The sequence below is a fragment of the Phenylobacterium sp. genome, from assembly GCF_025351295.1.
Lineage (GTDB): Bacteria > Pseudomonadota > Alphaproteobacteria > Caulobacterales > Caulobacteraceae > Phenylobacterium.
On the sequence record NZ_JANXWD010000015.1, the window covers coordinates 14,204 to 39,664 of the forward strand.

Consider the following 25,461-nt stretch of genomic DNA (forward strand, 5'->3'; position numbering starts at 1 on the left):
GCTTAGTGCTGTTCGTACCGGCTGGAGTCACGCGCCAGATTGCCGAACTTGGTCAGGTCCTCGTTGAACGAGAGCTTCACGGTGCCGATCGGGCCGTGGCGCTGCTTGCCGATCACGATCTCGGCGAGGCCCTTCACCTGGTCCATCTGTTCCTGCCACTTGAAGTGTTCCTCGGTGCCCTCCCGGGGCTCCAGACGGCTGAGGTAGTAGCTCTCGCGGTAGATGAACATGACCATGTCGGCGTCCTGCTCGATCGAGCCGGATTCGCGCAGGTCGGACAGCTGGGGCTTCTTGTCCTCGCGGTTCTCGACCTGGCGGGACAGCTGCGCCAGCGCGATGACCGGGATAGAGAGCTCCTTGGCCAGCGACTTCAGGCCCATGGTGATGGCGCTCACCTCCTGCACGCGATTGTCGGTCCGCGCGGCGCCGCCGATAGTGACCAGCTGGAGATAGTCGACGATCAGCAGGTCGAGGCCGGCCGTGCGCTTCAGCCGCCGAGCGCGCGCGGTCAGCTTGGCCAGGGTGATGCCGCCGGTGTCGTCGATATAGAACGGCGCCTCCTGGATCTCGATGGCGGCGTCGCGGACCCGACCGAACTCCATGGCGTCGATCTCGCCCTTGCGCAGCCGGTCGCCCGAAACCCCGGAGACCTCGGCCAGCATGCGCATGGCCAGCTGGTCGGCGCTCATTTCCAGGGAGAAGAACGCGCAGATCCCGCCGCGCACGGTCTTGCGCGAGCCGTCGGGCTGCGGCTCCCAGGCGTACTGGCGGGCGACGTCGAAGCCGATGTTGGCGGCCAGTGAACTCTTCCCCATCGACGGGCGCGAGGCGATGATCACCAGGTCGGAGGGGTGCAGGCCGCCGATCTTCTGGTCCAGGTCGATCAGGCCCGTGGAGAGGCCGGCCAGGCCCCCGTCGCGGCTGTGGGCCTCCGCGGCCATGGCCACGGCGCCTTGCAGGGCGTCGGCGAACTTCACGAACCCCTGGGTAACGCCGCCGGCCTCGGCCAGTTCGAAGAGCTGCTGCTCGGCCTGTTCGATCTGGTCGCGGGCGTCCAGCTCGGCGTCGCTCTGCTGGGCCGTCGCGGCGATGTCGCCCCCGATGCGGATCAGGTCGCGGCGCAGCGCCAGGTCGTAGATCGAGCGGGCGTAGTCCGGGGCGTTGGCGGCCGGCGGGGCGCGGTCCACCAGGTCGGCCAGATAGCGGATGCCGCCGAGGTCGTTGAACGCCGGATCGCTGGAGAACTGCTCGGCCAGCAGGATCGGCTCGGCCAGCTGGCCCTTGCGGATGGCGACCTGGACGGCCTCGAACAGGCGCTGGTGGAAGGGCTCGAAGAAGTGGCGCGGCTGCAGGTTGTCGCCCAGCCGCTCGAAGGCGGCGTTGTCATAGAGCAGCGCGCCCAGCAGCGCCTGCTCGGCCTCGATGTTCGAGGGGACATGGGCGATCGCGATGTCGTTGGGGACGGCGCGGAGGTCGAGGGCGGGAACGAGAGCCATCCGTGACGGATACAGGAAGGCGGGCCCCGCCGGGACTGCGACAAGGCCGCCCGCGGACCTCTTTCCACACACAAATTGCGCCTGTGGAAAAGCCGCGCGTTTGCTTGCCTCGGACATGAAAACGGCGCGGGGGTGGGTCCCCCGCGCCGCTTGTCAGAGATCGGGTCGAATTCGGGCTAGGCGTCGCCGCCGTAGTCCTTCTCGGCCGAGCCGGCGCCGCCTTGCAGCAGGTCGGCCGTCGCCTGTTCATCGGCGGCGCGATCTTCCTCGAACTGCGAGTTGATCACGTTCTCACCGCGGGCCTGGCGTTCGGCTTCGTCCTGGCTGCGCGCGATGTTGAGGGTGACGGTGACCGTCACCTCGGCATGCAGGCGCACCTTCACCTCGTGCAGGCCCAGCGTCTTGATCGGCTTGTCCAGCACGACCATGGCGCGTTCGACCTTGCCGCCTTCGGCGTTGATGATCTCGGCCACGTCGCGGCCGGCGACCGAACCGTAGAGCTGGCCGCTCTCACCCGCCTGGCGGATGAGGATGTAGGCGGTGCCGTCCAGCTTTTCGCCAGCGCCGCCGGCGGTTTCCTTGGTCTTGGCGTTGCGGACCTCGATCTCGGCGCGCTGGGCGTCGAAGACCTTCATGTTGGCCGAATTGGCGCGGAGCGCCTTGGAGCGCGGCAGCAGGAAGTTGCGGGCGAACCCGTCCTTCACCGTGACCACGTCGCCAAGGGCGCCCCAGCCTTCGAGGCGTTCGAGCAGAATGACTTTCATGTGCCGGACTCCCTACTTCACGACGTAGGGGAGCAGGGCCAGGAAGCGGGCGCGCTTGATGGCCTTGGCCAGTTCACGCTGCTTCTTGGCCGAGACCGCGGTGATCCGCGACGGCACGATCTTGCCGCGCTCGGAGACGTAGCGCTGCAGGAGCTTGACGTCCTTGTAGTCGATCTTGGGCGCGTTGGCGCCGGAGAACGGGCACACCTTGCGGCGGCGGAAGAACGGGCGGCGTTGGCCACCGGCGGCCGCGCCGGCGGCGGGCGGCGGGGTGTCCTGGACGGAGGTTTCGTCAGTCATTGCGTGATCCTCCCTTTCCTAGAATTGCGGGACGTCGTCGCGGCGTTCGCGGTCGCGATCGCGGCGGGCGAGGATCGGGGAGAGCTCAAGGTCGAGTTCTTCCACGCGGACTGTCATGTAACGCAGCACGTCTTCGTTGATCGACAGCTGGCGTTCCATTTCCTTGACGATGTCCGAGGGGGCATCGATCGCGAGGAGGGAATAGTGACCCTTGCGGTTCTTCTTGATCCGGTAGGTGAGATTGCGAAGGCCCCAGTACTCGATCTTGGCGACGTTTCCGCCGCCTTCCTCGATCAGGTGCTTGAGGGTGTCGTTGAGGGCTTCGGCCTGTTGCGGCGAGATATCCTGCCGCGAGATGACAACGTGCTCGTAGAGCGCCATGCGTTCCTTCTTCCGTTGGGGGAGGGCGGCGCGGCCGGTAGGCGGAAGTCCGCCGGCCCCGATGGATCTCTGACGCGGCAGGAGCGGGCGTTTCCCGATCCATGAAGGCTCCGCGTGAGACCGCCTTCCGTGAAGAGGCGGGCTCATAGGGGAAAAGCCGTGGCCGGGCAAGGATTTTCGCCCCGTAGCCCGAGCCCTAAATCGTCCTTACGACCTAGTTGTCGTCGTCGGGCGACCAGCTGGGCAGTTTCAGGTCCGCCACCACCCGCAGGCCGACGGCGAGCGCGTCCGGCAGATGCGGCGCCAGTGCGGGGTGCACGATGTACTGCACATCGGGTTGCAGATGGATCGTGTCGTTCAGCCGGTAGCTGTAGGTCACTTCCCACGTCGTCTCCGCCCTGGGCAGATCCAGCCGCCGACGCGCTTCTGCGCCGATCACCGCGTGGGCGACCGCGATGCCGAACTGGTCTTGCCCGCGCCCCGTGAGAAGGCCGGTCCAGACGACCCCGCCGCCCAGGTAGCCGGAGACCGCCTGCACGCGGTCGTCGGCGATCCCGGCGCGGACCCAGGCGCGGGGCTGTCCTGGCAACGGGACGGGCCCTTCGGCGAAGGCATAGACCCCAGGGTGCGCCGTGAGCCGCCGCCGCGGGTCGGCGTAGGTGTTCGACGCCGCGGTGTAGCTCCACACGCCGATCGAGGCCTGGCTGTCGGTGGCGAACCGGTAGTCGGCCTGGGCGATCAGCAGGGCGCCGTCACGCCGGCTGAGATGCACGGCGGCGAAGGCGCGAGGGTGGTCCGGGTCGCCCGGCACGCCATCGAACACCGCCGCATGCACGGAAAGCGCGGCGCTGGGCGTCCAGCCGAATTGCAGGCCCGCCGCGGTGACCGGGAAGATCGAGGGCCCATTGGGGCCGCTGCGCGACAGGTCGGGGGCGATCCCGTGCGAGGAGTTGATGAAGATCCCCGCCGTGCCGATGCTGTCGAAGGTCTCGTTCAGGTCCATCAGGCCGGCCCGAACGGCCACGCCGCCCGCGCCCTCCTGGCCGAACGTCTGTTCCGCCCAGGCCTCGAACAGGCGGGTCACGCTCAGCGCCTCGATATTGCTGGCGGTCTGGATGTCGCCGGTACGCGATCCGCTGAGGCTCTCGCCGTTGGTCGTGAAGACGTGGGCGTGGGCGGTGAAGCCCGGCAGGCCGAAGGCGTCGCCGTCCGCCGTGGCGCTGATCTGCAGCTTGTTGAGCGAGGTGTAGCCGACCGCGACGCCGCCACGGACATTGCGCCAGATGTCGAGGGTGTCCTTGATCTTCACCGTCACCGGCGGGGGAGGCGGCTTCGGTTTGCGCTCCTCCGCCCCGGCCGAGGCCGCGACGGCCAGCGCGACGGCCAGCGGGATGGCGGCGGTGGCGACCCTCAACCGCCCTTGCCCCACATGGCGAACATGGTGACGGACGCGGCGGCCATCAGCGCCGTCGCCAGCCAGCCCATGACCTTCAGCGGCCCGGAGAGCGTGAACTCGCCCATGGCGTCGCGCCGGCTGCTCAGCAGCATCATCATCCCCATCACCGGAACGGCGACCACCCCATTGATCACCGCGCTCCAGAACAGCGCCTTGATCGGATCGATGGTGGTGAAGTTGAGCAAAGCACCGATGACGGTGGCCGCGACGATCACGCCGTAGAAAGCCTTGGCCCGGTGGAACTTGCGCGCCAGGCCGACGTGCCAGCCGAAGGCCTCGCCGACCGCATAGGCGGCCGAGCCGGCCAGCACCGGCACCGCCAGCAAGCCGGTGCCGACGATCCCCAGAGCGAACACGGCGAACACCGCCGGCCCGGCGATCGGCTGCAGCGCCAGCGCCGCCTGGGCGGAGGTCTGGATGTCGGTGACGCCGTGCGCGTTCAGGGTGGCGGCCGTCGTCAGGATGATGAACAGGGCCACGGCGTTCGAAAGCGCCATGCCGACATAGGTGTCGAACCGGATGCGGGCGAACTCGCCGCTGGCCTGGGCCGGGGCGCGGTCGAGGGGCCTGGCGCCCGGGCGTTCCTTGACCTCTTCGACCTCCTCCTCCGCCTGCCAGAAGAACAGGTAGGGGCTGATCGTGGTGCCGAGGATGGCCACGAAGGTGGTGATGTAGGCCGGCGTCCACTGAATGTGCGGCGCGATCAGGTGCAGGCCCACGGTCGCCCAGGGCATGTGCACGACGAACGCCACGCCCACATAGGCGAACAGGGCCAGGGTCAGCCACTTCAGGACCGAGACGTAGCGGGAATAGCGGACGAAGATCTCGAGCCCGGCCGACAGCACGGCGAACAGCGCGACATAGAACAACTCCGGGCCGCCGATCACCAGCTTCAGGGCCGCCGCCATGGCGCCCAGATCGGCGCCGAGGTTGAGGGTGTTGGCGACCAGCAGCAGGCCGACCAGCCCGGCCAGCACGGGTCCGGGGTAGTGGCGCTTGATATTGCCCGCGATGCCGCGGCCGGTGACCCGCCCGATGTGGGCGCTGATCTCCTGGATCGCGCACATGAACGGCAGGCTGAACAGCATCGTCCAGGCCATGTTGAAGCCGAACTGGGCCCCGGCCTGGGAATAGGTGGCGATGCCGCTGGGATCGTCGTCGGAGGCGCCGGTGATCAGGCCGGGGCCCAGCACCTGCAGCAGCTTGGGCCGCTCGGGCTGCTTGACCGCGTCGGGCGGGTCTGGCGCGGCAGGCGGCAGGGTCATGGTCGTTCGCACCTCATGCCCCGTGACTCGTAGCGGGAGCTTGGCGCCGCGCCTTGATTCAGAACAGCGACCGCCGCGCCGTCCCCGCTCGTGGGCCATGGCGGCCGCTCGACCGCCCGGCCGTTGCCTATCCGCCCGAGGCCAGCGCGCCTACTTCTTGGTGTTGTAGGCCTTCACCGCGGCCAGGGTCTGGTTCACGTGGTCGCTGGGGTCCAGCTTGGAATAGGCGCGCAGGACGGTGCCGTTCGGGGCGATGACATAGGAGGTGCGGTCCGACCAGTCAGGCTTCACCATCATGACGCTGTCGTACTGCTTGGCGATCTTGGCGCCCGGGTCGGCGGCCACCGCGAACTTGCCGCCGCAGTGCTCGGTCTCTTTGGAGAAGGCGGCCAGCTCGTCGACCTTGCCGGCGGTGATGCCGATCACCGTCGCCTTCTGGGCCTTGAAGTCGTCGATGGCCTCGGAGAACAGGTGGGCCTCAAGGTTGCACCCTGAGGTGTGGGCGGCCGGGAAGAAGTAGAGTACGACCGGCCCCTTCTTCAGCGCCTCGGCCAGCGACAGGGTCACCGGCTCGCCGGCCAGGTAGCCGGGCGCGGTGAAGGTGGGCGCCTTGTCGCCGGGCTTCAGGGCGGCGAAGGCCGGGGTGGCCAGCAGAGCGGCGGCGGCGGCGGCGAGAACGAGACGCGTCATGGGTGGATTCCTCGGGAGACTTTGAAGAAAGCGGGACAGTTGAATACCGCGGCCCGCCTTAGCGCAAGGGGGCTCAATTGTAGTCGATGCTGACGGTCAGGACGCCGGAATAGGCGCCCGTCGGCGTGGTGTTGGAGATCGCGAAACTGCCGCCGATCGTGAAGCTGTAGGTCCCGCCCGAGCCCAGGCCGCCGCTCAGGCTGGGCGAGGGCGGGGCGGTGTTGGTCACCGTCACGGGAATCGTCGAGGGGCCGGTCAGGTTGAAGGTCGTGGGGATGGTCAGCGAGACCTGCTGGCCGCCCTCGCCGGTGACGGTGAAGGCCCCGCGGGTCGGCGCCGGGGTCGGGAACGCGAAGGCGCCGCCGGTCACCGTGCGGGTCCCGGTGCTGGCGTTGAGGGAGATCGTGCTGGCGCCCGACGGCGGGATCTGGATGCGGCCGAAGCTGAGGTCGGCGGTCTTGGCCACCGCCAGGGCGCGCAGCGCCTTGACCTTGCCCTTGTCGCTGTCGCCGGCCATCTCGAGCCCGGCGGGGTCGACCGCGTAGACGTAGAAGCTGTTCTCGCCGTTGCCGCTGGCCAGGGGCGCGTCGTCGCCGGCCACCGGAAAGTCCGCGCCGACGAAGAAGGTCTTGGGCGTGTTGTCGCCGGGCGGCGCGAGCTGGAAGCCGAGCGGGTTGGTCCCGGTCGGCGGCCCCACCACGCTGGCGGTGCCCATCGCGACGGTGAAGTTGGTCAGGGCCCGGGCGCGCCCGATCAGCGGCCCGATGGTCCCGATCCGCATCGGCACATTGGCGGTGGTGCAGGCGGTGTCGGTCGGGCGGGACGGCTTGCAGGTGATGGTCACCTGGCCGCGCACGGACGTCGTCGAGAGCCGGCGGCCGGCGCCGCTCTGGACGGTGACCGCGCCGCTGGAAGGGTTGATCCGGAACACCGTATCGCCGGCGGCTGCGGTGGCGACGGACTGCAGGTCCAGGCCGCCGCCGATGTTGACGACATACGAGGCCGCCGACGCGGCGGGCGCGGCCAGCAGGGCGCAGGCGAAGCCGGCGGCGCGGAACAGCAGGGTTGGGAGGGCCGGCCGCATCTTGGCGTCGGATACCAGACCCGGGTCCGCCTGTCGCGCCACCTCAGTTCCCCCCGGCCTTGGCGACCGTGGTCTCGGGCGCGGGCGGCAGGAAGCGCACCTGCACCACCACGTCGGGGGCGAAGTCGCCGCCGCTCTTGATGGTCACGGTCGGCTCCTGGAGCAGGCGCATGCGCAGCCGGTCGGCCTGGCGCTGCTCAAGCTGCAGATGGTAGGCGCCGATGGGCACGGCGTCGAACATCGCCGAGCCGTCGAACTCGGTCACCGCGTCGACCGGCGTTCCCTTGTCGGGGACCAGCTGGACGCGGACCGAGGAGAGGCCGACGCGCTTGCCGTCGTCGCGCAGCAGCTCGACCTTGACCATCACCCCGCCGGTCGGCCGCATCGGATAGTTGACGCGGGCGATGCTGCCCGGCCGCGGCCGCAGGTCCAGCCGCGAGGGCGGGGTTGAGACCGAGGCGTCGGCGACCTTGTCGAGGCTGACGTCCATGTGCGCGGTCGGCCCGCCGCCCAGGCCGGTGACCAGCACCCGCCCGTCCGCGCCGGTGACGATGCCGCGCTGCGCCGCGCCGGTCAGGCCGACGTTCGGGGCCGGCGCCTCGCTGGCCTGGCGGATTCCATCGCCGTTCTCGTCGATGAAGGCATTGAACAGCACCGAGCCGCCAGAGCCCGGCCCGCTGCGGATCAGGTCATAGCCCTTGCGGCCGGGGTTGTAGCCGATGCCGAAGTTCCACTGCAGCGCGACCCGCCAGTTGTCGTCGGAGTGGTCGTACTGGCCGGTCAGGGCCAGGTCGCCCTTCGAGGTCGACAGGATGCTGGAGACCGTGGCGTTCCAGCCGCTGAGCTTGTCCAGCGGCTGGCCGAGGCCGAAGCGCATGGACCAGGCGTCGTTGAGCCGCCGGTCGACCGTCACGGCGAGGAACTTGGCCTTGAAGTCCGGCAGCACCTGATAGTCGAGCGTCGAGCGGATCTGCCAGTGGCCGGTCTGGTACGTCGAGGCCGCGATATAGCCATTCAGGGTCTCGGTGGGGCGCGAGAGCGGGTAGTCCTGGCGCTGGTACTCCCCACCCGCCGAGATCAGCACCTGGCCGATGCTGGAGGACGCGCGCGCCGAGGCCAGCAGGTCGTGCGAGTCGCCGGCGTATTCGTTGCGGATCACGCGCATCGAGACGGGGACGATCCGGCCGCGCAGATTGACGCTGGAATCCAAGGTGAGCTCGGTCCGGCGCTGCATCTCCAGGCGCGAGTTGAAGCCCAGATTGTTCTCGTCGACGAAGCCATCGCGGTACTCGGCGTGGCGCAGCACGGCGGAGGTCCCGCGCAGCTGGCCGGCGATCCCCAGCGAGACGCCCGACCCGCCGCTGCCGTCCACGGCCAGGTCGGCCTGGGTGGCCAGGCCCATCAACGACGTCCGCGCGCCGGCCGTGTAGACGCCGAGGGCGCCGCCGCCCACCTGTGGCACCCGCGCCACCCCGGCGGTGAGGCTCAGGAGGTCGGTGACGCCATAGTTCAGCGACCCGACGATCCGCGTGCCGCGGGTGGCGAACAGGCCGGGATCACCCAGTATGCTGGGCGACTGGTTGCGGAAGCGGAACAGCGGCTGGTCCTGATCGACGATGCCGAAGGCGAACTGGGCCTCGTGGGGGCGCAGCAGGGCCGCGCCGACATTGACCACCTGGACCTCCTCGGTGCGCTCGCCGCGGGTCCCATAGGTGACCAGGCGCAGGACGTTGAGCCCCGGCGACAGGGGCACGCCCAGGAATTCGAAGCGCCCGTTCACCGACTGGTTGGTGCTGCCCTTGAGCACGTCGTTGGCATAGAGCTCGACATCGAAGCCGGGCGGCAGCTCGCCGCGCAGGTCGATGCGGTTGAAGATGTTGGTCTGCTCCAGCGGCGCGGTGGAGAACGAGAAGCCCCGCCCGCCGATGCTGCGCGGACCGATGGAGAGGCCCGGGGTGAAGGTGTCGCCAGCAGTGACCTCGCGGGCGTGCAGCGGGCCCAGCAGGTTTCCTTCCAGCGAGCGGCGCTGCAGCAGGAAGCGCGCATTGGCCGGCCGGCCCAGCTCGTCGGAACCCAGGTAGGCCTGCAGGTTGGCGTACAGCAGGTCGCCGGCCATCCGGATGTCGTAGCGGAAGTCGCGGTTGTGGCGGCCCGACTGCAGCCCGCCGTCCAGCGTCACGTCGAAGCCGGGAGGGCTGATCAAGGCATAGGGCTGGTCGACCTTCAGCGCCTCCTGGCTGGCGCCGCCGACCTGGGCGCCGTCGGGACGGTTGGCCAGGCGCTCCAGCCGGGCCTGGACGGGGAACTTCTCGATTGCGTGCAGCCGCAGCGCCAGGTCGTCGGAGGCCACCTCGATCTTGAGCGGCAGCAGCTTCTGGATCGCCGAGACGCGCATGTAGATCTCGGTCGGGGTGACCACCGCGTCCTGGCTGGAGATCGCGATCTCCTGGCCCCCGACGCGGGCGACGCCGGCATTCAGGTCCACCACCAGCGAGCGCTTGGTCGGCCCCAGGCGACCGACGATGCGGCGCTCGGCGGGCATGACGTCGACGTCGGCCTCCAGCAGCCGCACCAGCTCGCCGAACGGCGCCAGGGGATCCTCAGGCGCGCCATAGGCGCCCAGCCCGTCGGACAGGGTCAGGTCGTCCAGCGAGACCGAGAACAGCAGCAGGCTGGCCGGGTCGATGGCTTCGATCGACCGCTCGCTCGCCGCCGGCGCGGCCGAGCGCTCAGGCGGCGGGGACGGCGCGGAGTACGCCGGCGCGCTCCGCAGCAGGATGAGGACTGCGGTCGCGAGGGGGCAGGGCCAACTAGATCGCGGCTTTCGCAAGGACCTTCCCCGGTGACGTGTCGTCGTCCGTGAAGGTCACCTCCAGCTGCTCGCCGGCGGCGGGCGCGCGGCTGATCGGGATCCGCACGATGCGGCGGGCGATTTCCGGATAGACGCCGACACCCCGCGCCACGCCCAGCGGATCGGCGCCCTTCTTCTCGCCGACCACGCGCACCTCGAAATTGCCGTAGACCGAGCTCGTGCCGGCGCGGACCAGGTCCAGGCTGACCACCGGCATCCGCTTCGGCGGCGAGCGGCCGTCGGTGGAAACCTCGGGATACTCCAGCTTGGCGCCCTCCAGGGTGGCGCGCACGTCGGCGTCGGCCGGGCGCACGATCATCGGGATCGACAGGCCGTAGACGGCGGTGATCTGGAAGCGCAGCTCGTTCTGGCCGCCGGTGGCCGCGGCGGCGTCCACCGTGGTCCCGGCGTCGCGGGGCGGGATGGTGGTGACGGTCAGGTGGCTGCGGTGCTCGCCGTCGGTGGCTTCGGGCAGGGTCGCCAGCCGCACGCGCACGGTCTGCGGCCGGCCGGGCAGCAGGATGGCGCGGCGCGGCGAGATCTGCAGCAGGTCCCTGGCCGACTTGAGCTGGGCGGCCGCGGCCTTGCCGTCGGCGCGCTTGTCGGCGTCCTCGACAGCGAAGATCTGGCCGTCGGGTAGCATCACCCGGTCGATCAGGGCGATGTCGACGGTCACCGGCTCCGTACCCTGATTCAGCAGCACCACCGTACCGTTGCGCCGGCTGCGGTCGAAGGTCAGCCGCTTGGGGGTGATGTTGAGGAAGGCGTTGAGCGGGCTCGCCGCCGGCGCCACGGGCGCGGGCTGGGCGAGGACCGGGCCGCACGACACAAAGGCGCCGGCCGCCGCGGTCGCGGCGGTGAGCAGGCCGAAGAGCGGCGCGCGCATCAGTTGTACTGAACCGTGACCACGAGCGTGGCCGCCGGGGCCGGCGGCTGCGACCCGGCGGTGGATATCAGGGTCAGGCCGCCCCGGGCCACGTCGATGCTGGTCGCGGTGCGGCCCGCCAGCGAGCCGGCGACGATGGCGCCCTGGCGCGCGATCAGGCGTTCGGCGTCGGCGCCGGTTCTCACGATCAAGGCGTCGCCTCCCTCGGTCGTGACCACCACGAAGCCGGCGGGAGCGGTCACGGTCGCCCCCGTCTCATCTTCGCGACGAAGCGTTAACCTTGCATTTCGCGGCATCAGCAGGCCGATCGCCAGGGACGGCATGTTGCCCAGGAAGTCGGCCCCCTGGATCACGGCCTTCACGCTGGGCGGGGCCAGCGCCCATTCGACCTTGACGTTGCTGGCCTCGACGATGGCCGCGTGCGCCGGGACGGTCGCGGCCTGCGCGGACGCAGCCGCCAGCAGCGCCGTCGAGACGACCAGGGTTCCAAGGTTGGATATGGCTCGTGTCATGGCCGGAGCGACTGTCCCGCCGAAAGGTTTACGGAAAGGCCCGTTTGCCGCCCGGCTGCCCTGTTCAGTCGAAGTTGATGGTCAGGGTCAGCGTGCCGTTATAGGTGGCCGCGACGGTTGACGCGGTGATGTCGAAGTGGCCGCCGATGTAGACGTCATCCGTGCCCGAGGCCGGCAGGGTGTTCAGCACGCCGCTGGCCGCCACGGGAGCCTCCGCACCGATGGCGGACAGATTGCCCGTCGCGCCGGTGAATACGAGCGTGGTGGAGGTGACCGAATAGGTCTCGGCGCTGGTGCCGAGCAGGTGGAACGCAGAGGCGTGCGCCAGGCCGGCGGTGGGAATATAGCCGTTGCCGCCCGAGACGGCCGGGGTCGCCGCCGGGCTGGCGGCGGAGGCGACGGTCACCGTGGTGGTGCCGGTGGTCGGCTTGGCGATGGTCCCGAAGTCCAGGCTGCGGGTCGCCGTCAGCTGGGACGGGGCGACGATGGTGGCCGTGGCGGTGGTGTTGGCCGTGGCCGGGCCGGCGGCGGAGGCTTGGGAGGCGGCGACGAGGCCCAGGGCCGCGGCGGCCAGCGCAATACGAAGTTTCATCTTTTACACCCCTTGAAGCGCACCTTCGGCAGATGCGCACTACTTGGTCGAGACTTGGTCAGCCCGCGTTCGCCGAATATTCCCCTCGGAGGGGAAAATAGAACCGGCGCGGCGCCCAGGGTTGCAAGTCCCGAATTTACCTTTTGTTAGCCACTTACCGCTCTAGAACCGCGTTCGGTCACTGTCAAGGTAGAGCCTCTAGACGGTGGAGGGTCGCGAAGGCTGGCGGCCGTTGCTTGTGACCGCCGAGCGATCGGTCGCGAACGCGCTGCTTTGCAGGCTACGCGACGGCGCGCAGGTCCGGTAAGCTTTACATTAAGGCGCCGGCGGTGATCGCCTGCGCCAGGCGATGTGTCCTTGCGTACGGGTTTCCGGTTCGGTGTAGCCTGGGGTCGTGCCGGGCCGGTGGGGCGCGCGGCTGGGAGGGCAGATGGCCGCTGACGGCGCCTGGCCGAGGGGAGCCGATCCGGAGCCGCGGGGCCCGGACGACGACCGTACGCGCCGCGCGGTCGCGCAGCTGCACGCCATCCTGGGCGATGTGGAAGGCCGGCTGGCCGCCCCCGGGCCCGCGCCGCTGCCGCCGGACGCGATGGTCGCCCTGGCCGAGGCCCTGGAGACGCTGGCCTGGCGCGTGTCGCAACGGGAGCACGACGCCGCCGGCCGGCACGCGGCCCTGGGTGCGACGCTGGATGCGCTGGCGCAACGCCTGGAGATCCGGGTCGACCGCGGCGCGGCCCCGCAGGTCGATGCGTCCGCCGACCTGGCGCCTGCCGCGGCCGCCCGGACGGCTGTCGTTGCGGCGACGGACCCGGCTTCGATCCGGCTGATCTTCGGCGCCGCCAGCACGGCGGCCGCGCTCAGCGTGCTGGGGGCGTGCGCGCTGGTGCTGGCCCATCCCGGGGCGCTGCCGCAGGCGATCGCGTCACCGCCGACCGATCTGCCGCTGCGGCCTGGCCCGATGCCGGCTCGCCCGGCCGTCGCCGGCCGCCTGGCGACCGCGCTGCCGGCGGCCGCCGCGCCGACCGCGCCGGCCAGGGACGCCGTGCGCGACACCTATGAGGCGGCGACCGCGGCGCTCGCCCGGGGCGAGGCGACGGCCCTGCCGCGGCTGACCGGCCTGGCCCAGGGGGGCGACGCCAAGGCGCAGCTGGCGCTGGCCGGCCTCTACGAGAGCGGCGGGGCCGGCACGCCGCGCGACCTGGGCGCCGCGCGCGGCTGGACCCGTCGCGCGGCGGAGGGCGGCGACCGGATCGCCATGCACAACCTGGCGATCTTCCTGGTCAACGGGGAGGGTGGCGCGCGCGACGACGGTGAAGCCGCGGTCTGGTTCCGCCGCGCCGCCGAGCGCGGCGTGGTCGATTCGCAGCACGACCTCGGCCTGCTCTACGAGAGCGGTCGCGGGGTGGAGCGGAACCTGCGGGAGGCCTACCGCTGGTTCACGGTGGCGGCGAACGCCGGCGACACGGCGTCCCGCGAGAAGCAGCTGGAGCTGGAAGCCCGCCTGAGGCCTGCCGAGCGGTCGGCCCTGGACCGCGACGCCTCCGGCTACCAGCCCGGCGCCAGCCCGCCCACCGAGCTCGCCATGGTCATCCCGCCGGCCGCCACCCTGTCGGAAACCCAGGCCCTGCTGGCGCGCAAGGGCTACTACGTCGGCCCGGTGGACGGGGTCTCGTCGGCCGCGCTCACGACCGCCGCGGCCGCCTATCTGCACGACCACCCCGGAGTAACCGCCAGCGCGCCCTAGGGCCTTTCTGGTTCAAGTGGACTCACTTGAACCCGATAAAAAGGCTCTAACTCTTTGAATTAGAGCGCGTCGGGCGGCGAAACCGGGATCCACTTTCGCCTGACGCGCCCTAGCCGTTGGGCTGCACCAGGATCTTCACGTGCGCCTCGGGATCGCCCAGGGCGGTGAAGGCGTCGGCCACCCCGTCCAGCCCGACCGTGCCGGTGACCAGGCCGGTGACGTCGATGACGCCCTCGGAGAGCTGGCGAAGGGTCATGGCGAACTCCTCGGGCGAATAGCCGAACACGAAGGTGAGCTCGATCTCCTTGGTGATGGCGATGGAAGGCTCGATCTTGTCGGTCTCCATGCAGACGCCTGCCACGACGATCTGGCTGCCGGCCGGCGCGGCCTCGATCAGCGCCTGCAGGACGCCAGGAGACCCGACGCACTCGAACACCACCGGCTGGGCGATGGCCTGGCCCATCATCCGCATCATCCCCTGGGCGGCGCGGCTCTTGGGGACCCCCAGGCCCTCCCAGCGCTCGTGCGGGCTCTCGACCGCCGGGTCGATGACGATGTCGGCGCCCAGGCGCTCGGCGGCGGCCCGGCGGCGCGGCGAGAAGTCGGCGGCGATCACCGGGCCGTGGCCCTTGGCCTTCAGGCCCGCGATCACCGCCAGGCCGACCGGGCCGCAGCCGATCACCAGCGAGACCGACTTGGGCTCCAGCCGCGCCTTGGCCACCGCGTGGGCGCCGACCGCGAAGGGCTCGGTGAGGGCGGCCTGGTCGGTCGGCAGGCCGTTGGGGACCGCCAGGATCAGCGCCTCCGACAGGATCATCCGCTCGGCGAAACCGCCGGGGAGGCGGTTGGAGAAGCCCAGGGCCTCCATGCCGGCGCCGTGGACGGTGACCGGCACGCTGACCACCCGGGTCCCGATCTTCAGGGCCTTGGCCGAGCCCGGGCCGTGGTCGAGGATCTCGGCGCAGAACTCGTGGCCGAACACCGTGTCGGCGCTGGGATCGAAGCCGCTGTCCGGCGCGCCGGAGCGCCGGCCGAGGTCGATCATATGCTCCATGTGGTGCAGGGCGTGCAGGTCCGAACCGCAGATGCCGCAGGCCAGCGTCTTGACCAGCACCTGGCCGGCGCCGGGGGTCAGCTCCGCGATCTCGTCGCAGACCAGCCGCCTGTCGCGTCGGATCACTGCTCGCATGCGTCCGCTCCTGGATTCGTTTTCTTGTCGCCGCCGGTTCTATCCCCTAACCCTCGCGACCTCGGAATCAACAGGTAGCGTTTCGGAATGAGCCTCGCCTTCCTCTTCCCCGGACAAGGCAGCCAGGCGCTCGGGATGGGCCAGGACCTGGCCGAGGCCTTCGCCGCGGCGCGCGAGGTCTTCCAGGAGGTCGACGACGCCCTGGAGCAGAAGCTGTTCAAGCTGATGAAGGACGGGCCGGAGGATCAGCTGACCCTCACCGAGAACGCCCAGCCGGCGCTGATGGCGGTCAGCGTGGCGGTGATGCGGACCCTGGAGACCGAGTTCGGCGTCGGGATCGGCAAGGCGGCCTTCGTGGCCGGCCATAGCCTGGGGGAATATTCCGCCCTGGCGGCGGCCGGCGCCATCAGCCTGTCGGACACCGCGCGCCTCCTGAAGCTGCGCGGCCAGGCCATGCAGCGGGCCGTGCCGGTCGGGCAGGGCGCCATGGCCTCGCTGATCGGGCCGAAGACCGACCTGGCGCTGGCGGAGGCAGCGGCCAAGGCCGGCTCAGAGGTGGGCGTCTGCGTCGTGGCCAATGACAACAACAACGGCAATGTGGTGATCTCCGGCGAGAAGGCCGCCGTCGACCGGGCCATCGAGAAGGCCAAGGAACTGGGCGCGCGGGCGATCCCGCTGAACGTCTCGGCGCCGTTCCACTGTCCCTTGATGCAGCCCGCCGCGGATGAAATGGCCGAAGCCCTGGCGGCGGCGACCATCCTGGCGCCCCGCGCGCCGATCGTGGCCAACATCACCGCCCAGCCGACCAACGATCCCGAGGTCATTCGACGCCTGCTGGTCGAACAGGTCACCGGCCGGGTGCGCTGGCGCGAGAGCATGATCTGGATGGCCGGGACCGGCGGAATCACCCGCTTCGCTGAGGCCGGCGCGGGCAAGGTGCTGAGCGGCATGGCCAAGCGGATCGCCCCGGACGCCGAGGCCGTTCCCCTGAACGGGTCCGCCGACCTGGAAGCCTTCGCGAAATCGCTCTGAGAGGGGATGGCATGTTCGACCTGACCGGCAAGACCGCCCTCGTCACCGGGGCCACCGGCGGCATCGGCGCCGCCATCGCCAGGACACTGCACGCCCAGGGCGCTCACGTGGTGCTGTCCGGCACCCGCGAGGTCGCGCTGGAGGAACTCTCGGCGACGCTGGGCGCGCGCGTGTCGGCGGTGGCGGCGAATCTGTCCGAATCCAAGGCCGTCGACGGCCTGATCGAGGCGGCCGAGACCGCCGCCGGCGCGCCGATCGACATCGTGGTGGCCAATGCCGGCATCACCAAGGACGGCCTGCTGCTCCGCATGAAGGACGACGACTGGGAGACCGTGCTGAAGGTCAACCTGGAGAGCTATTTCCGGCTCAGCCGCGCGGCCATGCGGGGCATGATGAAGCGCCGCCACGGCCGGATCATCGGCATCACCTCGGTGGTGGGCGTGATGGGCAATCCGGGCCAGGCCAACTACGCGGCCTCGAAGGCCGGAATGATCGGGTTTTCCAAGGCCCTGGCGCAGGAAGTGGCCACGCGTGGCATCACCGTGAACTGTGTCGCCCCCGGCTTCATCGAAAGCCCGATGACCGAGGCGCTGACCGAGGCGCAGAAAACCCAGATCCTGGCCACCATTCCGACCGGCCGGCTGGGCGTTGGGGATGACGTGGCGGCCGCTTGCGCCTATCTGGCGAGCGACGAGGCAAATTACGTCACCGGCCAGACGCTGCACGTGAACGGCGGGATGGCCATGATCTGACTATCGCCAGTCCGGAGGGAACATGCTACCCGACCCCCGGATTTGATCGCCAAGGCGACGGTTGACTTCAACCTCTGCGTCGCCGATGCAAACACCTGACTAAGCCCTGAGGGACCTACCTAAATGTCCGACGTCCTTGAACGCGTCCGCAAGATCGTGATCGAACATCTCGATGCGGATCCCGAGAAGGTGACCGAAAAGGCCAGCTTCATTGATGACCTGGGCGCCGACAGCCTCGACAATGTCGAGCTGGTGATGGCGTTCGAAGAAGAGTTCGACATCGAGATCCCGGACGATGCCGCCGAACATATCCAGACGGTCGGCGACGCCGTGAAGTTCATCGGCGAGCGGCTGGGCGGCTAAGCCGTCCGGAACCGTTTCATCGGAATCAAAGCCGCCGCGTCCCTGGGGTTCGCCCCGTAGGCGCGGCGGTTTTCGTTTTTGAGGCCCACACATGCGTCGCACCGTCGTCACCGGCATCGGGCTCATCACCCCGTTGGGGCAGGGGACAGAGCTGACCTGGAAGAAGATCCTGGCCGGGGACTCTGGCGCGGGGCGGATCAGCGCCTTCGACGTCGACGGCTGGGCGTGCCAAGTGGCCTGCGAGGTCCCGCGCGTCGACGGGCGGGGCGGCGGCGGGCCGGATGTGCCGGGCTCGTTCGATCCCGAAAAGACCATGTCGGCCAGGGACCGTCGGCGGGTCGACGACTTCATCCTCTACGGCATCGCCGCGGCGGACGAGGCGGTGAAGGATTCCGGCTGGGTCCCGGAGACCGACGAGGACAAGGAGCGGACCGGGGTCATCATCGGCTCCGGCATCGGCGGCCTGGGCACCATCGCCGCGACGGCCATCGAGCTGCATGAGAAGGGCCCGCGCCGGGTCAGCCCGTTCTTCATTCCCTCGGCGCTGATCAACCTGGTCTCCGGCCAGGTCTCGATCCGCTACGGCTTCAAGGGGCCGAACCACGCGGTGGTCACCGCCTGCGCCACCGGCGCCCACGCCATCGGCGACGCCTGCCGGCTCATCAAGTACGGCGACGCCGACGTGATGATCGCCGGCGGGGCCGAGGCTAGCGTGGTGCCGGTGGGCATCGCCGGCTTCATCGCCTGCCGCGCCATGTCGACCAGCTTCAACGACACGCCGGAAAGGGCCAGCCGCCCCTATGATAGGGACCGCGACGGCTTCGTCATGGGCGAAGGCGCGGGCATCGTGGTTGTCGAGGAGCTGGAGCACGCCCTGGCGCGCGGCGCCAAGATCTATGCCGAGATCATCGGCTACGGGCTGGCCGGCGACGCCTATCACATCACCGCCCCGGCGGACGACGGCGACGGCGGTTTCCGGGCGATGCGGGCGGCGATCAGGGACGCCGGCATCGACCCCGCCGAGATCGACTACATCAACGCCCACGGCACCTCGACGCCGCTGGGCGACGAGATCGAGCTGGGCGCGGTGGAGCGGATGCTGGGCAATGCCGCGGCCAAGGCCTCGATGAGCTCGACCAAGTCGGCGACCGGCCACCTACTGGGGGCGGCCGGCGCCATCGAGGCGGCGTTCTGTTGCCTGGCGATCCGCGACCAGATCGCGCCGCCGACCATCAACCTGGACAACCCCTCCGTCGAGACGCCAATCGACCTGATCGCCCACAAGGCCAAGCCGATGGAGATCAATGTGGCGCTGTCGAACAGCTTCGGGTTCGGCGGCACCAACGCCTCGGTGATCTTCAAGAAATACCAGTGACCCGCCGCTTTCGCCTGAGCCGCAGGGCCGCGGGCGGGGGCGGGCTGATCGCCCTGGGCGTGGCGATCCTGCTCGGGCTGGCGGCGGTGTTCAGCTACGCCGGGCCGGGGCCCAAGGCCAGGCCCGGCGCGGTCACCACGGTGATGCTGGCGCGCGGCTCTGGCGTGCGCCAGATCGGCCAGGCGCTGAAGGCGGCCGGGGTTATCGGTTCCGCCACCCTGTTCGACGTCGCCGCGCGGCTTACCGGGACCGCGACCCTGAAGGCCGGGGAATATGAGGTGCCGTCCGGCGCCTCGATGGCCCGGGTCCTGGCCGACATCCGGGCCGGCAAGGTGGTGCGCCACCTGATCAGCATTCCCGAGGGCTGGACCAGCGGCATGGCCCTGGACGCCGTGGCGGCGGCGCCGGAGCTGACCGGGGCCGCCGAGGCGCCGCCGGAGGGTTCGCTGCTGCCCGACACCTACGAGGTCCAGCGCGGCGAGACCCGGGCGGCGGCGATCCAGCAGATGCGCGACGCCCGCAACCGGGTGCTGGAGGCGCTGTGGGCGGCGCGCCAGCCCGGCCTGCCGCTGGCGACGCCGCAGGATGCGGTGACCCTGGCCTCCATCGTCGAGAAGGAGACCGGCCTCGCCGCCGAGCGACCGCGGATCGCAGCGATCTTCATCAACCGCCTGCGCGCCGGCATGGCCTTGCAGAGCGATCCGACGATCATCTACAGCCTCACCCGCGGACGGCCGCTGGGCCGCGGCATCCGGGCGTCTGAACTTGCGAGCACAAGTCCCTATAATACCTACAGGACCATCGGCTTGCCGCCGACCCCGATCGCCAACCCCGGCCGCGCGGCCTTGGAGGCGGTGCTGAATCCGCCCAAGACCGACGAGCTCTATTTCGTCGCCGACGGGACGGGGGGACATGCGTTCGCCTCGACCTATGAGGCGCATGCGAAGAACGTGGAAAGATGGCGGGCGATCGAGAAGGCGAAAGCGAGTGCGAAGTGAAGACGAACGCAGGCCTTTTCCCTCCCCTTAATGGGGATGGACAGACCGCGAAGCGGTCCGGGTGGGGAAGTGTGGGCCGGAGCGCGGCGTCGGGGATGATCGTTCGTTCCCCACCCGGGCTGCTGCGCAGCCTGTTCCTCCCCATGAAGGGGAGGGAAAACTGATGCCGATCAGCGGGATGACCGGCTTTGGCCGGGCCGACGGCGCCCTGGGCGCCTGGAGTTGGGCGGTCGAGGCCCGCAGCGTCAACGGGCGGAACCTGGAGGTGCGGTTCCGCGGGCCGCCGGGCTTCGAGGGACTGGAGCGGGCCGCGCGCGAGGGCGCGCAGGGTCGGTTCCAGCGGGGAAACCTCACCGTCGGCGTGACCGCCAAGCGCAGCGAGGGCGCGGGCTCGGTGCGGATCAACCTGGAGCAGCTGGAGCGCTATGTGGCGGCGGGCGATGGGCTGGTCGCGGACGGGCGGGTGGAGCGCGGACGGCTGGACGGCCTGCTGGCGCTCAGGGGCGTGATCGAGGTCGAGGACGCCGGGCTGGACCCGGACGCTCAGGCTGGGCTGGAGGCGGCGATGGCGGCGGCGATCGGCGCGGCGCTGGACGGGCTGGCGGCGGGCCGGGCTTTGGAGGGCCGCCAGTTGCTGGTCGTGCTCTCGGGCCAGGTGGCGCGGATCGGCGAGTTGTCCGCCCAGGCGCGGGCGGCGGCGGCGGGCCAGCCGGCGGCGATCAAGGCCCGCTTCGAGACCCGGCTGAAGGAGCTGGCGGGCGAGGCGGCCAGCGAGGAGCGCATCGTCCAGGAGGCCGCCGCCATGGCGGTAAAGGCCGATGTGACCGAGGAGCTGGACCGGCTGGGCGGGCATGTCGAGGCGGCGCGGGGATTGCTGGCGGCGGACGTGGCGGTGGGGCGCAGGCTGGACTTCCTGACCCAGGAATTCATGCGCGAAGCCAACACCTTGTGCTCAAAATCGCAGACCGGCGCCTTGACCACCCTGGGCCTCGACCTCAAAGCCACCATCGAGCAGTTCCGCGAGCAGGTGCAGAATGTGGAGTGACGCACCGCCGAAGGCGGGGACCGCAGAAAACGCGGAAAACGCAGGAGGAGTCCGGGCAGGTTTCTGCGTTTTTCGCGTTTTCTGCGGTTTGAATGCGGGCCGCTACGCGTCAAAGAGTCTGGCATGAACGCGGCGCACACGGACGACCACGCCAAGCCCTGGGAGACCACGCGGCGGGGGCTGTTGTTACTGGTGTCGAGCCCGGCGGGGGCGGGGAAGACCTCGCTGACCCGCAACCTGGTGGCCGACCACTCGGACCTGACCCTGTCGATCTCGGCCACCACGCGCGCGCCGCGGCCGGGCGAGGCAGAGGCGCGCGAGTACCATTTCAAGAGCCGCGCCCAGTTCGAGGCGATGATCGACGCCGGCGACTTCCTGGAGTGGGCGGTGGTCAACGGCAACTACTACGGCACCCCCAAGGCGCCGGTGATGGCGGCCCTGGAGGGCGGCCACGACGTGCTGTTCGACATCGACTGGCAGGGCGCGGCGCAGATCGCCGAAAAGGCGCCCGACGACAGCGTGCGCCTGTTCATCCTCCCGCCGGCCTGGGGCGACCTGGAACGCCGCCTGCGCGCCCGCGCCCAGGACTCGGAGGAGACCATGCGCGCCCGGCTGGAACTGGGCCGCGAGGAGATCCTGCACTGGGCCGAGTACGACTACGTCATCGTCAACAAGAACTTCGACCGCGCCTACGCCGACATGGGCCACATCTACCGCGCTGAGCGGATGAAGCCGGGCCGCAATTCCTGGCTGCCGGGGTTCGTGCACGGGCTGCTGGCGGAGGATGAGGCGGAGGCGACGAAGGCGTCAGCCGCGAAACCACCTTTGCGGCGGCCGGTGCAGAAGTAGGAGACGGTCGCGTGTTCGACTGGCTGGCCAACCGATGAGCGGACTGTCGCGATGGATCCTCGGTGCAATGCTGTTGTTCTCGGGTGGATTCTCCGGGAGCGCCTTCGCTCAGACACAGGCAGACATGAACGCTCACGCGACCGCCTCGGCGAAAGCCGCCAATTGGCAGCTGAACACGGCCTACGCCAGGCTTCGGGCCACGCCGGAGTTGCGCCAGGCTGAGCGGTCGTGGCTGAACTTCCGCGACAGCCAATGCCGCTACGAGGCGAGCGTTTATGAGGGCGGCTCGATCCAGCCGATGACCTACGCCCTGTGCCTCGATCGCGTCACCAAGGCCCGCACGGCCGAACTGCTGGCGCTGTCGAAGTTCGAGGAATACCGGCGCTAGGAGGCGAAACCTCGGCGTCGGCGGGCGCGCAGGGCGGCGCCGGAGCTGCCGAGGCCGAGGAGCAGGAGCGCCCAGGTCGTGGGCTCGGGGGCGCCGCCGGTCGCGCTCGGCGTATAGTCATAGTCGAACGTCATGGCATAGGTGTAGGTCGATGTGGTGTTGCCCAGGTACGATCCTGTACTCGGACCAAGATAAACGTATCCCAGCACTGGCACATAGATCTTGCTGGCGAAGAACGGGCCAAACGCCAGGGCCAGATTGTTCACGTAGGCGCCAGACGTCTGGTTGAAATACTGTGTTCCGGTATCGTAGGTATGTCCGGCAACCGTCCCTGCGATGGAAAATGTGTAGGGAAGGCCGAACCCGGCGCCGCCGTAAGGGTCCTGGCCTGACACAAACAGGTTGGCGTTGATCGTGATGGAGTCGCCGAAAGCGTAGGCCTGCTTGAATTCAAGCGAACTTTCGATGGTCTCGCTGATCGAGACCGAGTTGAGGGTTCCCAGCGCCGGGTTGAACCCCTTCAGCGTCAGCAGGCCGTCATACCCGCCCAGGCTGGTCGGTGGGGCGTAGCCGCTGCCGGGGGAATAGTCCGTCGCCGGGTCATAGACCAGGGCCGAACCGGTGAAGCTGTCGGTGGTGGACAGGGTCGCGGCCTGGGCGGCGCCGGTCCCGAACAGGACGGCGGCGGCCGCCGCGGCCAAGGTCACCTGGGTGCGCATGACCCGCTTCCTCAAAACATCCCGAACCATCGCGAGACCTCCTGCTGAAATCGAGGCAGCATAAGGGCCGCGTGGGAAAAGTATGTCCGGTTTGGGATAGGATGACCATCCAAAAAGGCGGCGGCGTTCGCAGATGGCGAAGACTCGGGCGGTCTTGGTGATGGACTGCAGGCGCCGGGACGACGACGGCAGATCTGGCTTCTAAAAACCCGCCTCAGGGCTTGGCGCAGACGGCGAGGCCCAGTTTCTGCCAGTCGTCGGCCAGGGCGTTGGCCAGCCCGCCCAGGGTGGTGGAGATCTCGTTGACGTATTTCAGGGTCCCGTCCACCGCCGGGCTGTCGTCGTTGTAGGAGAGCTTCTTCGACGAGCCGATCACCACGGTGGAGATCGCCGGCATGCCCATGCGGTCGACCTGGACGTAGGCCGAAGGGGCGTCAGTGCGGAAGTTGAAGTCGGCGCCGGCCGGCGGCGGCGGGGGATTTCCCTGCGGCGGGGCCAGGTAGGGGAAGTCGCTGCGGAACGGCACGTCGTTGGCCTGGGGCCCGAGCGGGCGGCTGGCCAGGACGTTGGCGGGGTGCTTCGTCAGGTCGATGAACAGCCAGGCCAGCTCGGTGTCGATCACCGAGTCGGTGAGGCGCCGCCCGTTCGGGAAGCCGGAGGGCTTGGTGAAGTCCAGCTTGATGGTGTCGGGGACCACCAGGTTGGCGACGCTGCGCTGGCCTGGGCCCACCGCCTGGTTGAGACAGGGCAGGGCGCTGAGCGGCGCGCCCGGCGGGGCGGTGGAGGGGATGGGCGTCAGCGGGTCCGCGCCGCCGCCGCCGCAGGCCGCGAGCGCAAACAGGGCCGGAAGGATGACCAGGAGCGGTCTCATAACGTCGGCGCCTTGATGCGCGCGGTGGTCGCCCAGATGTTGAGCTCATTGCCGGCGTCGACGCGGGCGCGCGGGATCTGGATCACCATGGCGGTGTCGTTCTGGCCGGCGAAGAAGTTGCGGGTGGAGACGAAGGCCAGGGCGCCGGTGGCGCGGGTCTCCTTGAAGCCCTGGAGGTCGAAGAAGAACGGATCGTCGTAGAGCCCGGCGCGCACGAGCATGCCGTTGCGGGTGAGCGTCTGTTCCACCGGGCCCACCAGCGGCGGGCCGCCGTCGGGCAGGCCGCTGACCTCGACGCCGTTGTTGCCCTGGGCGTCCTGGGCGAACCGGAAGCGGATCTGGAATTCCGGGTCGGTCGGGGCGTTGGCGTTGGAAATGTTGATCGTATAGAGCACGTCGCGGTCGTAGCGGGCCGGCCGGGTGTTGGGCGCCGGCCCGGCGAAGGTCAGCGCGATCACCAGGGTGTCGGAGGTGTGCCAGACGTAGACGTCGGCGATGTCGGCGGCGATGTCCGGCGTCGAGGTGACCGTCGGGTCGGTCCGGGGGGGCGGGTCGAAGTGGTCGGCGGCGCGGGCCGGCCGCTGTGTACTGGTCAGAGCCACGGCGGCCGCTAGCAGCGTGCCGGCGAGCGCGATACCGCGAACGGGAACCCGCACGAGCGTGTCCTTCCGGGGCCTTGCATGGAGGCGAAGCTCGCTCAGCCCCAAGGCCGAGCCCCGCCCTGGCAACATCATAGAAAATTTTCGACGGTGACCGCGAGTCGAAATTGATCGTGCCGGAGGGAAGACCGCGTCGTGCCTCAGTTGAAGTGGGGCTTCCTCAGCAGCGCCGTGCGGTCGGCGGAGCGGATCTCGACGTCGAAGACATCGCCTTCGCGCTGGAGGCTGAGCGGGATGACCGCGCCGGCCGGGCCGTGGGCCCAGAGGCGCTTGTAGAAGTCGGCGAGGTCGGCGACGGGGGTTCCGGCGACGGAGAGGATGACGTCGCCCTTGCGCAGTTCGGCGCGGGCGGCGGGGCTGCGGGGACTGAGGCCCACCACCACGACCTGACGCCCGAGATCCTGCGCCAGGACGCCCAGCCACGGGCGGGGCGGGTGCGGCGGCCGGCCCTTGGCAAGGTCGTCGAGGATGGGCGGCAGCAACTCTGAGGGCACGAACATGTTGAGCGGGGTGACGCCGCCGCGCGACTGGCGCTGCAGGCTGAGCGAGCCGACGCCCATCAGCTCGCCGCCGGCCCCGATCAGGGCCGCGCCGCTCCAGTGCGGGTGGGCCGGCTCGGTCATGATCGCGTCATCCAGCAGATACTCCCAGTAGCCGGCGAACGGCATGCGGGTCAGGACCTGGCCGGCCGCGGCGTGGGCGCGCCCGCCGCCACCGGCGATGATCACCGGGCTGTCGGCGGCCAGCGTGCGGGAATTGCCGAGTGGCAGGGCCGGGACGTCGAGCGGCTGAAGGGCCTGGACCAGGCCGAGGCCGGTCACCGGATCGGCGCCCAGTCCGTGGGCGGGGACGCGGCGGCCGTCGTTCAGGGTGAGGGTGATGTCCTGGGCCTCGGTGATCAGGTAGCCGATGGTCAGCACCAGGCCGGTCGGCCCGATCACCGTGCCGTTGCCGAGCCGGTCGGTGCCGAGCGTCTGGGCGGTGAAGGCGTCGCCGGGGACGCGGGCCTGCAGGGCGACCACAGCCGACAGGGCGCGGTCCAGGTCGAACGGATAGGCCCGGGGCGCGGGGCGCAGCCCGGTCTCAACCTCATAGCCGTCGAAGGGGGACGTCACGGGGGATGGTCTCCAAGCGAGTCTTGAATCTGGGGCAGGCCTGGGTTTGCGCAAGGGGCGAAGACGACGCGGGCCCCGCGGCGGA

The 25,461-nt window shown here is 69.9% G+C and carries 26 protein-coding genes; 9 read left to right on the forward strand and 17 right to left on the reverse strand.

The features are described 5' to 3' along the window. Positions 1–2 precede the first annotated feature (2 nt). The 12 genes from Q0R13_RS02290 to Q0R13_RS02345 form a co-directional block, all read right to left on the reverse strand. Positions 3–1,496: a replicative DNA helicase gene (locus tag Q0R13_RS02290; protein ID WP_293898860.1), complete on the reverse strand. Its 1,494-nt coding sequence runs from the start codon at positions 1,494–1,496 to the stop codon at positions 3–5. A gap of 176 nt (positions 1,497–1,672) precedes the next feature. Beyond that, positions 1,673–2,260, reverse strand: a complete 588-nt coding sequence (gene rplI / locus Q0R13_RS02295) for a 50S ribosomal protein L9 (protein ID WP_293898863.1) — start codon at positions 2,258–2,260, stop codon at positions 1,673–1,675. A gap of 12 nt (positions 2,261–2,272) precedes the next feature. Next, positions 2,273–2,560, reverse strand: a complete 288-nt coding sequence (gene rpsR / locus Q0R13_RS02300; RefSeq protein ID WP_293898866.1) for a 30S ribosomal protein S18 — start codon at positions 2,558–2,560, stop codon at positions 2,273–2,275. An 18-nt stretch (positions 2,561–2,578) separates the two neighbouring features. Then, the gene (gene rpsF, locus Q0R13_RS02305) at positions 2,579–2,941 is read right to left on the reverse strand and encodes a 30S ribosomal protein S6 (RefSeq protein ID WP_293898869.1); all 363 of its coding nucleotides are present in this window, start codon (positions 2,939–2,941) and stop codon (positions 2,579–2,581) included. Between the two features lie 214 nt (positions 2,942–3,155). After that, positions 3,156–4,355, reverse strand: a complete 1,200-nt coding sequence (locus Q0R13_RS02310) for a carbohydrate porin (protein ID WP_293898872.1) — start codon at positions 4,353–4,355, stop codon at positions 3,156–3,158. Then, positions 4,352–5,662, reverse strand: coding sequence for an NRAMP family divalent metal transporter (locus Q0R13_RS02315; RefSeq protein WP_293898875.1), 1,311 nt, complete (start codon positions 5,660–5,662; stop codon positions 4,352–4,354). The genes Q0R13_RS02310 and Q0R13_RS02315 overlap by 4 nt, the downstream gene beginning before the upstream one ends. A gap of 150 nt (positions 5,663–5,812) precedes the next feature. Next, positions 5,813–6,352, reverse strand: coding sequence for a peroxiredoxin (locus tag Q0R13_RS02320; protein WP_293898878.1), 540 nt, complete (start codon positions 6,350–6,352; stop codon positions 5,813–5,815). Positions 6,353–6,425: 73 nt separating this feature from the next. Next, positions 6,426–7,478, reverse strand: coding sequence for a DUF4402 domain-containing protein (locus tag Q0R13_RS02325; RefSeq protein ID WP_293898881.1), 1,053 nt, complete (start codon positions 7,476–7,478; stop codon positions 6,426–6,428). Position 7,479: 1 nt separating this feature from the next. Continuing rightward, a complete protein-coding gene (locus tag Q0R13_RS02330; protein ID WP_293898884.1) occupies positions 7,480–10,266 on the reverse strand; it encodes a hypothetical protein in 2,787 nt (928 codons plus the stop codon). Beyond that, entirely contained in the window at positions 10,247–11,173 is a 927-nt protein-coding gene (locus tag Q0R13_RS02335) for a hypothetical protein (RefSeq protein WP_293898887.1), read from the reverse strand. Before Q0R13_RS02335 ends, Q0R13_RS02330 begins: the two co-directional genes overlap by 20 nt. Next, positions 11,173–11,685, reverse strand: a complete 513-nt coding sequence (locus Q0R13_RS02340; protein WP_293898889.1) for a hypothetical protein — start codon at positions 11,683–11,685, stop codon at positions 11,173–11,175. The genes Q0R13_RS02335 and Q0R13_RS02340 overlap by 1 nt, the downstream gene beginning before the upstream one ends. 64 nt (positions 11,686–11,749) lie before the next feature. Further along, the gene (locus tag Q0R13_RS02345) at positions 11,750–12,277 is read right to left on the reverse strand and encodes a DUF4402 domain-containing protein (RefSeq protein WP_293898892.1); all 528 of its coding nucleotides are present in this window, start codon (positions 12,275–12,277) and stop codon (positions 11,750–11,752) included. Between the two features lie 430 nt (positions 12,278–12,707). Here Q0R13_RS02345 and Q0R13_RS02350 point away from each other — a divergent pair, with 430 nt between their 5' ends. Continuing rightward, entirely contained in the window at positions 12,708–14,021 is a 1,314-nt protein-coding gene (locus Q0R13_RS02350; RefSeq protein WP_293898895.1) for a tetratricopeptide repeat protein, read from the forward strand. A 109-nt stretch (positions 14,022–14,130) separates the two neighbouring features. On the opposite strand, the gene Q0R13_RS02355 is transcribed toward Q0R13_RS02350, so the two are convergent. After that, a complete protein-coding gene (locus Q0R13_RS02355) occupies positions 14,131–15,210 on the reverse strand; it encodes a zinc-binding dehydrogenase (protein WP_293898898.1) in 1,080 nt (359 codons plus the stop codon). Positions 15,211–15,297: 87 nt separating this feature from the next. On the opposite strand from Q0R13_RS02355, the gene fabD reads away from it, so the two are divergent. The 8 genes from fabD (at position 15,298) to Q0R13_RS02395 (ending at position 22,012) form a co-directional block, all read left to right on the forward strand. Beyond that, positions 15,298–16,242: an ACP S-malonyltransferase gene (fabD, locus tag Q0R13_RS02360; RefSeq protein WP_293898901.1), complete on the forward strand. Its 945-nt coding sequence runs from the start codon at positions 15,298–15,300 to the stop codon at positions 16,240–16,242. A gap of 11 nt (positions 16,243–16,253) precedes the next feature. Then, complete coding sequence (gene fabG / locus Q0R13_RS02365; RefSeq protein WP_293898904.1) at positions 16,254–16,994, forward strand: 3-oxoacyl-[acyl-carrier-protein] reductase; 741 nt, start codon at positions 16,254–16,256, stop codon at positions 16,992–16,994. Positions 16,995–17,117: 123 nt separating this feature from the next. After that, the gene (locus Q0R13_RS02370) at positions 17,118–17,357 is read left to right on the forward strand and encodes an acyl carrier protein (protein ID WP_293345933.1); all 240 of its coding nucleotides are present in this window, start codon (positions 17,118–17,120) and stop codon (positions 17,355–17,357) included. A 91-nt stretch (positions 17,358–17,448) separates the two neighbouring features. Beyond that, entirely contained in the window at positions 17,449–18,732 is a 1,284-nt protein-coding gene (gene fabF, locus Q0R13_RS02375) for a beta-ketoacyl-ACP synthase II (RefSeq protein WP_293898908.1), read from the forward strand. Further along, positions 18,729–19,730 carry an endolytic transglycosylase MltG gene (gene mltG / locus Q0R13_RS02380; RefSeq protein WP_293898911.1) on the forward strand — a complete coding sequence of 334 codons (1,002 nt, stop codon included), beginning with the start codon at positions 18,729–18,731 and terminating at the stop codon, positions 19,728–19,730. Before fabF ends, mltG begins: the two co-directional genes overlap by 4 nt. A 163-nt stretch (positions 19,731–19,893) precedes the next feature. Beyond that, on the forward strand, positions 19,894–20,775 hold the full coding sequence (locus Q0R13_RS02385) for a YicC/YloC family endoribonuclease (RefSeq protein WP_293898914.1): 882 nt from the start codon (positions 19,894–19,896) through the stop codon (positions 20,773–20,775). 123 nt (positions 20,776–20,898) lie between these two features. Further along, positions 20,899–21,624: a guanylate kinase gene (gmk, locus tag Q0R13_RS02390; protein WP_293898917.1), complete on the forward strand. Its 726-nt coding sequence runs from the start codon at positions 20,899–20,901 to the stop codon at positions 21,622–21,624. A gap of 67 nt (positions 21,625–21,691) precedes the next feature. Further along, a complete protein-coding gene (locus Q0R13_RS02395; protein ID WP_293898948.1) occupies positions 21,692–22,012 on the forward strand; it encodes a lysozyme inhibitor LprI family protein in 321 nt (106 codons plus the stop codon). Here Q0R13_RS02395 and Q0R13_RS02400 read toward each other — a convergent pair. The 4 genes from Q0R13_RS02400 to Q0R13_RS02415 all read right to left on the reverse strand — a co-directional run bounded on the left by Q0R13_RS02400 (position 22,009) and on the right by Q0R13_RS02415 (position 25,376). Further along, positions 22,009–22,731 (reverse strand): PEP-CTERM sorting domain-containing protein, encoded by a 723-nt coding sequence (locus Q0R13_RS02400; protein ID WP_293898920.1) that lies wholly within the window; start codon positions 22,729–22,731, stop codon positions 22,009–22,011. The two genes, Q0R13_RS02395 and Q0R13_RS02400, sit on opposite strands and share 4 nt — an antisense overlap. Positions 22,732–22,945: 214 nt before the next feature. After that, a complete protein-coding gene (locus tag Q0R13_RS02405) occupies positions 22,946–23,602 on the reverse strand; it encodes a DUF4331 family protein (protein ID WP_293898923.1) in 657 nt (218 codons plus the stop codon). Next, the gene (locus Q0R13_RS02410; protein ID WP_293898926.1) at positions 23,599–24,258 is read right to left on the reverse strand and encodes a hypothetical protein; all 660 of its coding nucleotides are present in this window, start codon (positions 24,256–24,258) and stop codon (positions 23,599–23,601) included. The genes Q0R13_RS02405 and Q0R13_RS02410 overlap by 4 nt, the downstream gene beginning before the upstream one ends. A gap of 143 nt (positions 24,259–24,401) precedes the next feature. Next, positions 24,402–25,376: a S1C family serine protease gene (locus Q0R13_RS02415; protein ID WP_293898928.1), complete on the reverse strand. Its 975-nt coding sequence runs from the start codon at positions 25,374–25,376 to the stop codon at positions 24,402–24,404. Between the last annotated feature and the right edge of the window lie 85 nt (positions 25,377–25,461).

Excerpts from the sequence above, each read along its gene's own strand:
- Q0R13_RS02290 (WP_293898860.1), bottom strand. The coding sequence starts at position 1,496 with ATGGCTCTCGTTCCCGCCCTCGACCTCCGCGCCGTCCCCAACGACATC.
- rplI (WP_293898863.1), bottom strand. The coding sequence starts at position 2,260 with ATGAAAGTCATTCTGCTCGAACGCCTCGAAGGCTGGGGCGCCCTTGGC.
- rpsR (WP_293898866.1), bottom strand. The coding sequence starts at position 2,560 with ATGACTGACGAAACCTCCGTCCAGGACACCCCGCCGCCCGCCGCCGGC.
- rpsF (WP_293898869.1), bottom strand. The coding sequence starts at position 2,941 with ATGGCGCTCTACGAGCACGTTGTCATCTCGCGGCAGGATATCTCGCCG.
- Q0R13_RS02315 (WP_293898875.1), bottom strand. The coding sequence starts at position 5,662 with ATGACCCTGCCGCCTGCCGCGCCAGACCCGCCCGACGCGGTCAAGCAG.
- Q0R13_RS02320 (WP_293898878.1), bottom strand. The coding sequence starts at position 6,352 with ATGACGCGTCTCGTTCTCGCCGCCGCCGCCGCCGCTCTGCTGGCCACC.
- Q0R13_RS02335 (WP_293898887.1), bottom strand. The coding sequence starts at position 11,173 with ATGCGCGCGCCGCTCTTCGGCCTGCTCACCGCCGCGACCGCGGCGGCC.
- Q0R13_RS02340 (WP_293898889.1), bottom strand. The coding sequence starts at position 11,685 with ATGACACGAGCCATATCCAACCTTGGAACCCTGGTCGTCTCGACGGCG.
- Q0R13_RS02345 (WP_293898892.1), bottom strand. The coding sequence starts at position 12,277 with ATGAAACTTCGTATTGCGCTGGCCGCCGCGGCCCTGGGCCTCGTCGCC.
- Q0R13_RS02350 (WP_293898895.1), top strand. The coding sequence starts at position 12,708 with ATGGCCGCTGACGGCGCCTGGCCGAGGGGAGCCGATCCGGAGCCGCGG.
- Q0R13_RS02355 (WP_293898898.1), bottom strand. The coding sequence starts at position 15,210 with ATGCGAGCAGTGATCCGACGCGACAGGCGGCTGGTCTGCGACGAGATC.
- fabD (WP_293898901.1), top strand. The coding sequence starts at position 15,298 with ATGAGCCTCGCCTTCCTCTTCCCCGGACAAGGCAGCCAGGCGCTCGGG.
- fabG (WP_293898904.1), top strand. The coding sequence starts at position 16,254 with ATGTTCGACCTGACCGGCAAGACCGCCCTCGTCACCGGGGCCACCGGC.
- Q0R13_RS02370 (WP_293345933.1), top strand. The coding sequence starts at position 17,118 with ATGTCCGACGTCCTTGAACGCGTCCGCAAGATCGTGATCGAACATCTC.
- fabF (WP_293898908.1), top strand. The coding sequence starts at position 17,449 with ATGCGTCGCACCGTCGTCACCGGCATCGGGCTCATCACCCCGTTGGGG.
- Q0R13_RS02385 (WP_293898914.1), top strand. The coding sequence starts at position 19,894 with ATGCCGATCAGCGGGATGACCGGCTTTGGCCGGGCCGACGGCGCCCTG.
- gmk (WP_293898917.1), top strand. The coding sequence starts at position 20,899 with ATGAACGCGGCGCACACGGACGACCACGCCAAGCCCTGGGAGACCACG.
- Q0R13_RS02395 (WP_293898948.1), top strand. The coding sequence starts at position 21,692 with ATGCTGTTGTTCTCGGGTGGATTCTCCGGGAGCGCCTTCGCTCAGACA.
- Q0R13_RS02400 (WP_293898920.1), bottom strand. The coding sequence starts at position 22,731 with ATGCGCACCCAGGTGACCTTGGCCGCGGCGGCCGCCGCCGTCCTGTTC.
- Q0R13_RS02405 (WP_293898923.1), bottom strand. The coding sequence starts at position 23,602 with ATGAGACCGCTCCTGGTCATCCTTCCGGCCCTGTTTGCGCTCGCGGCC.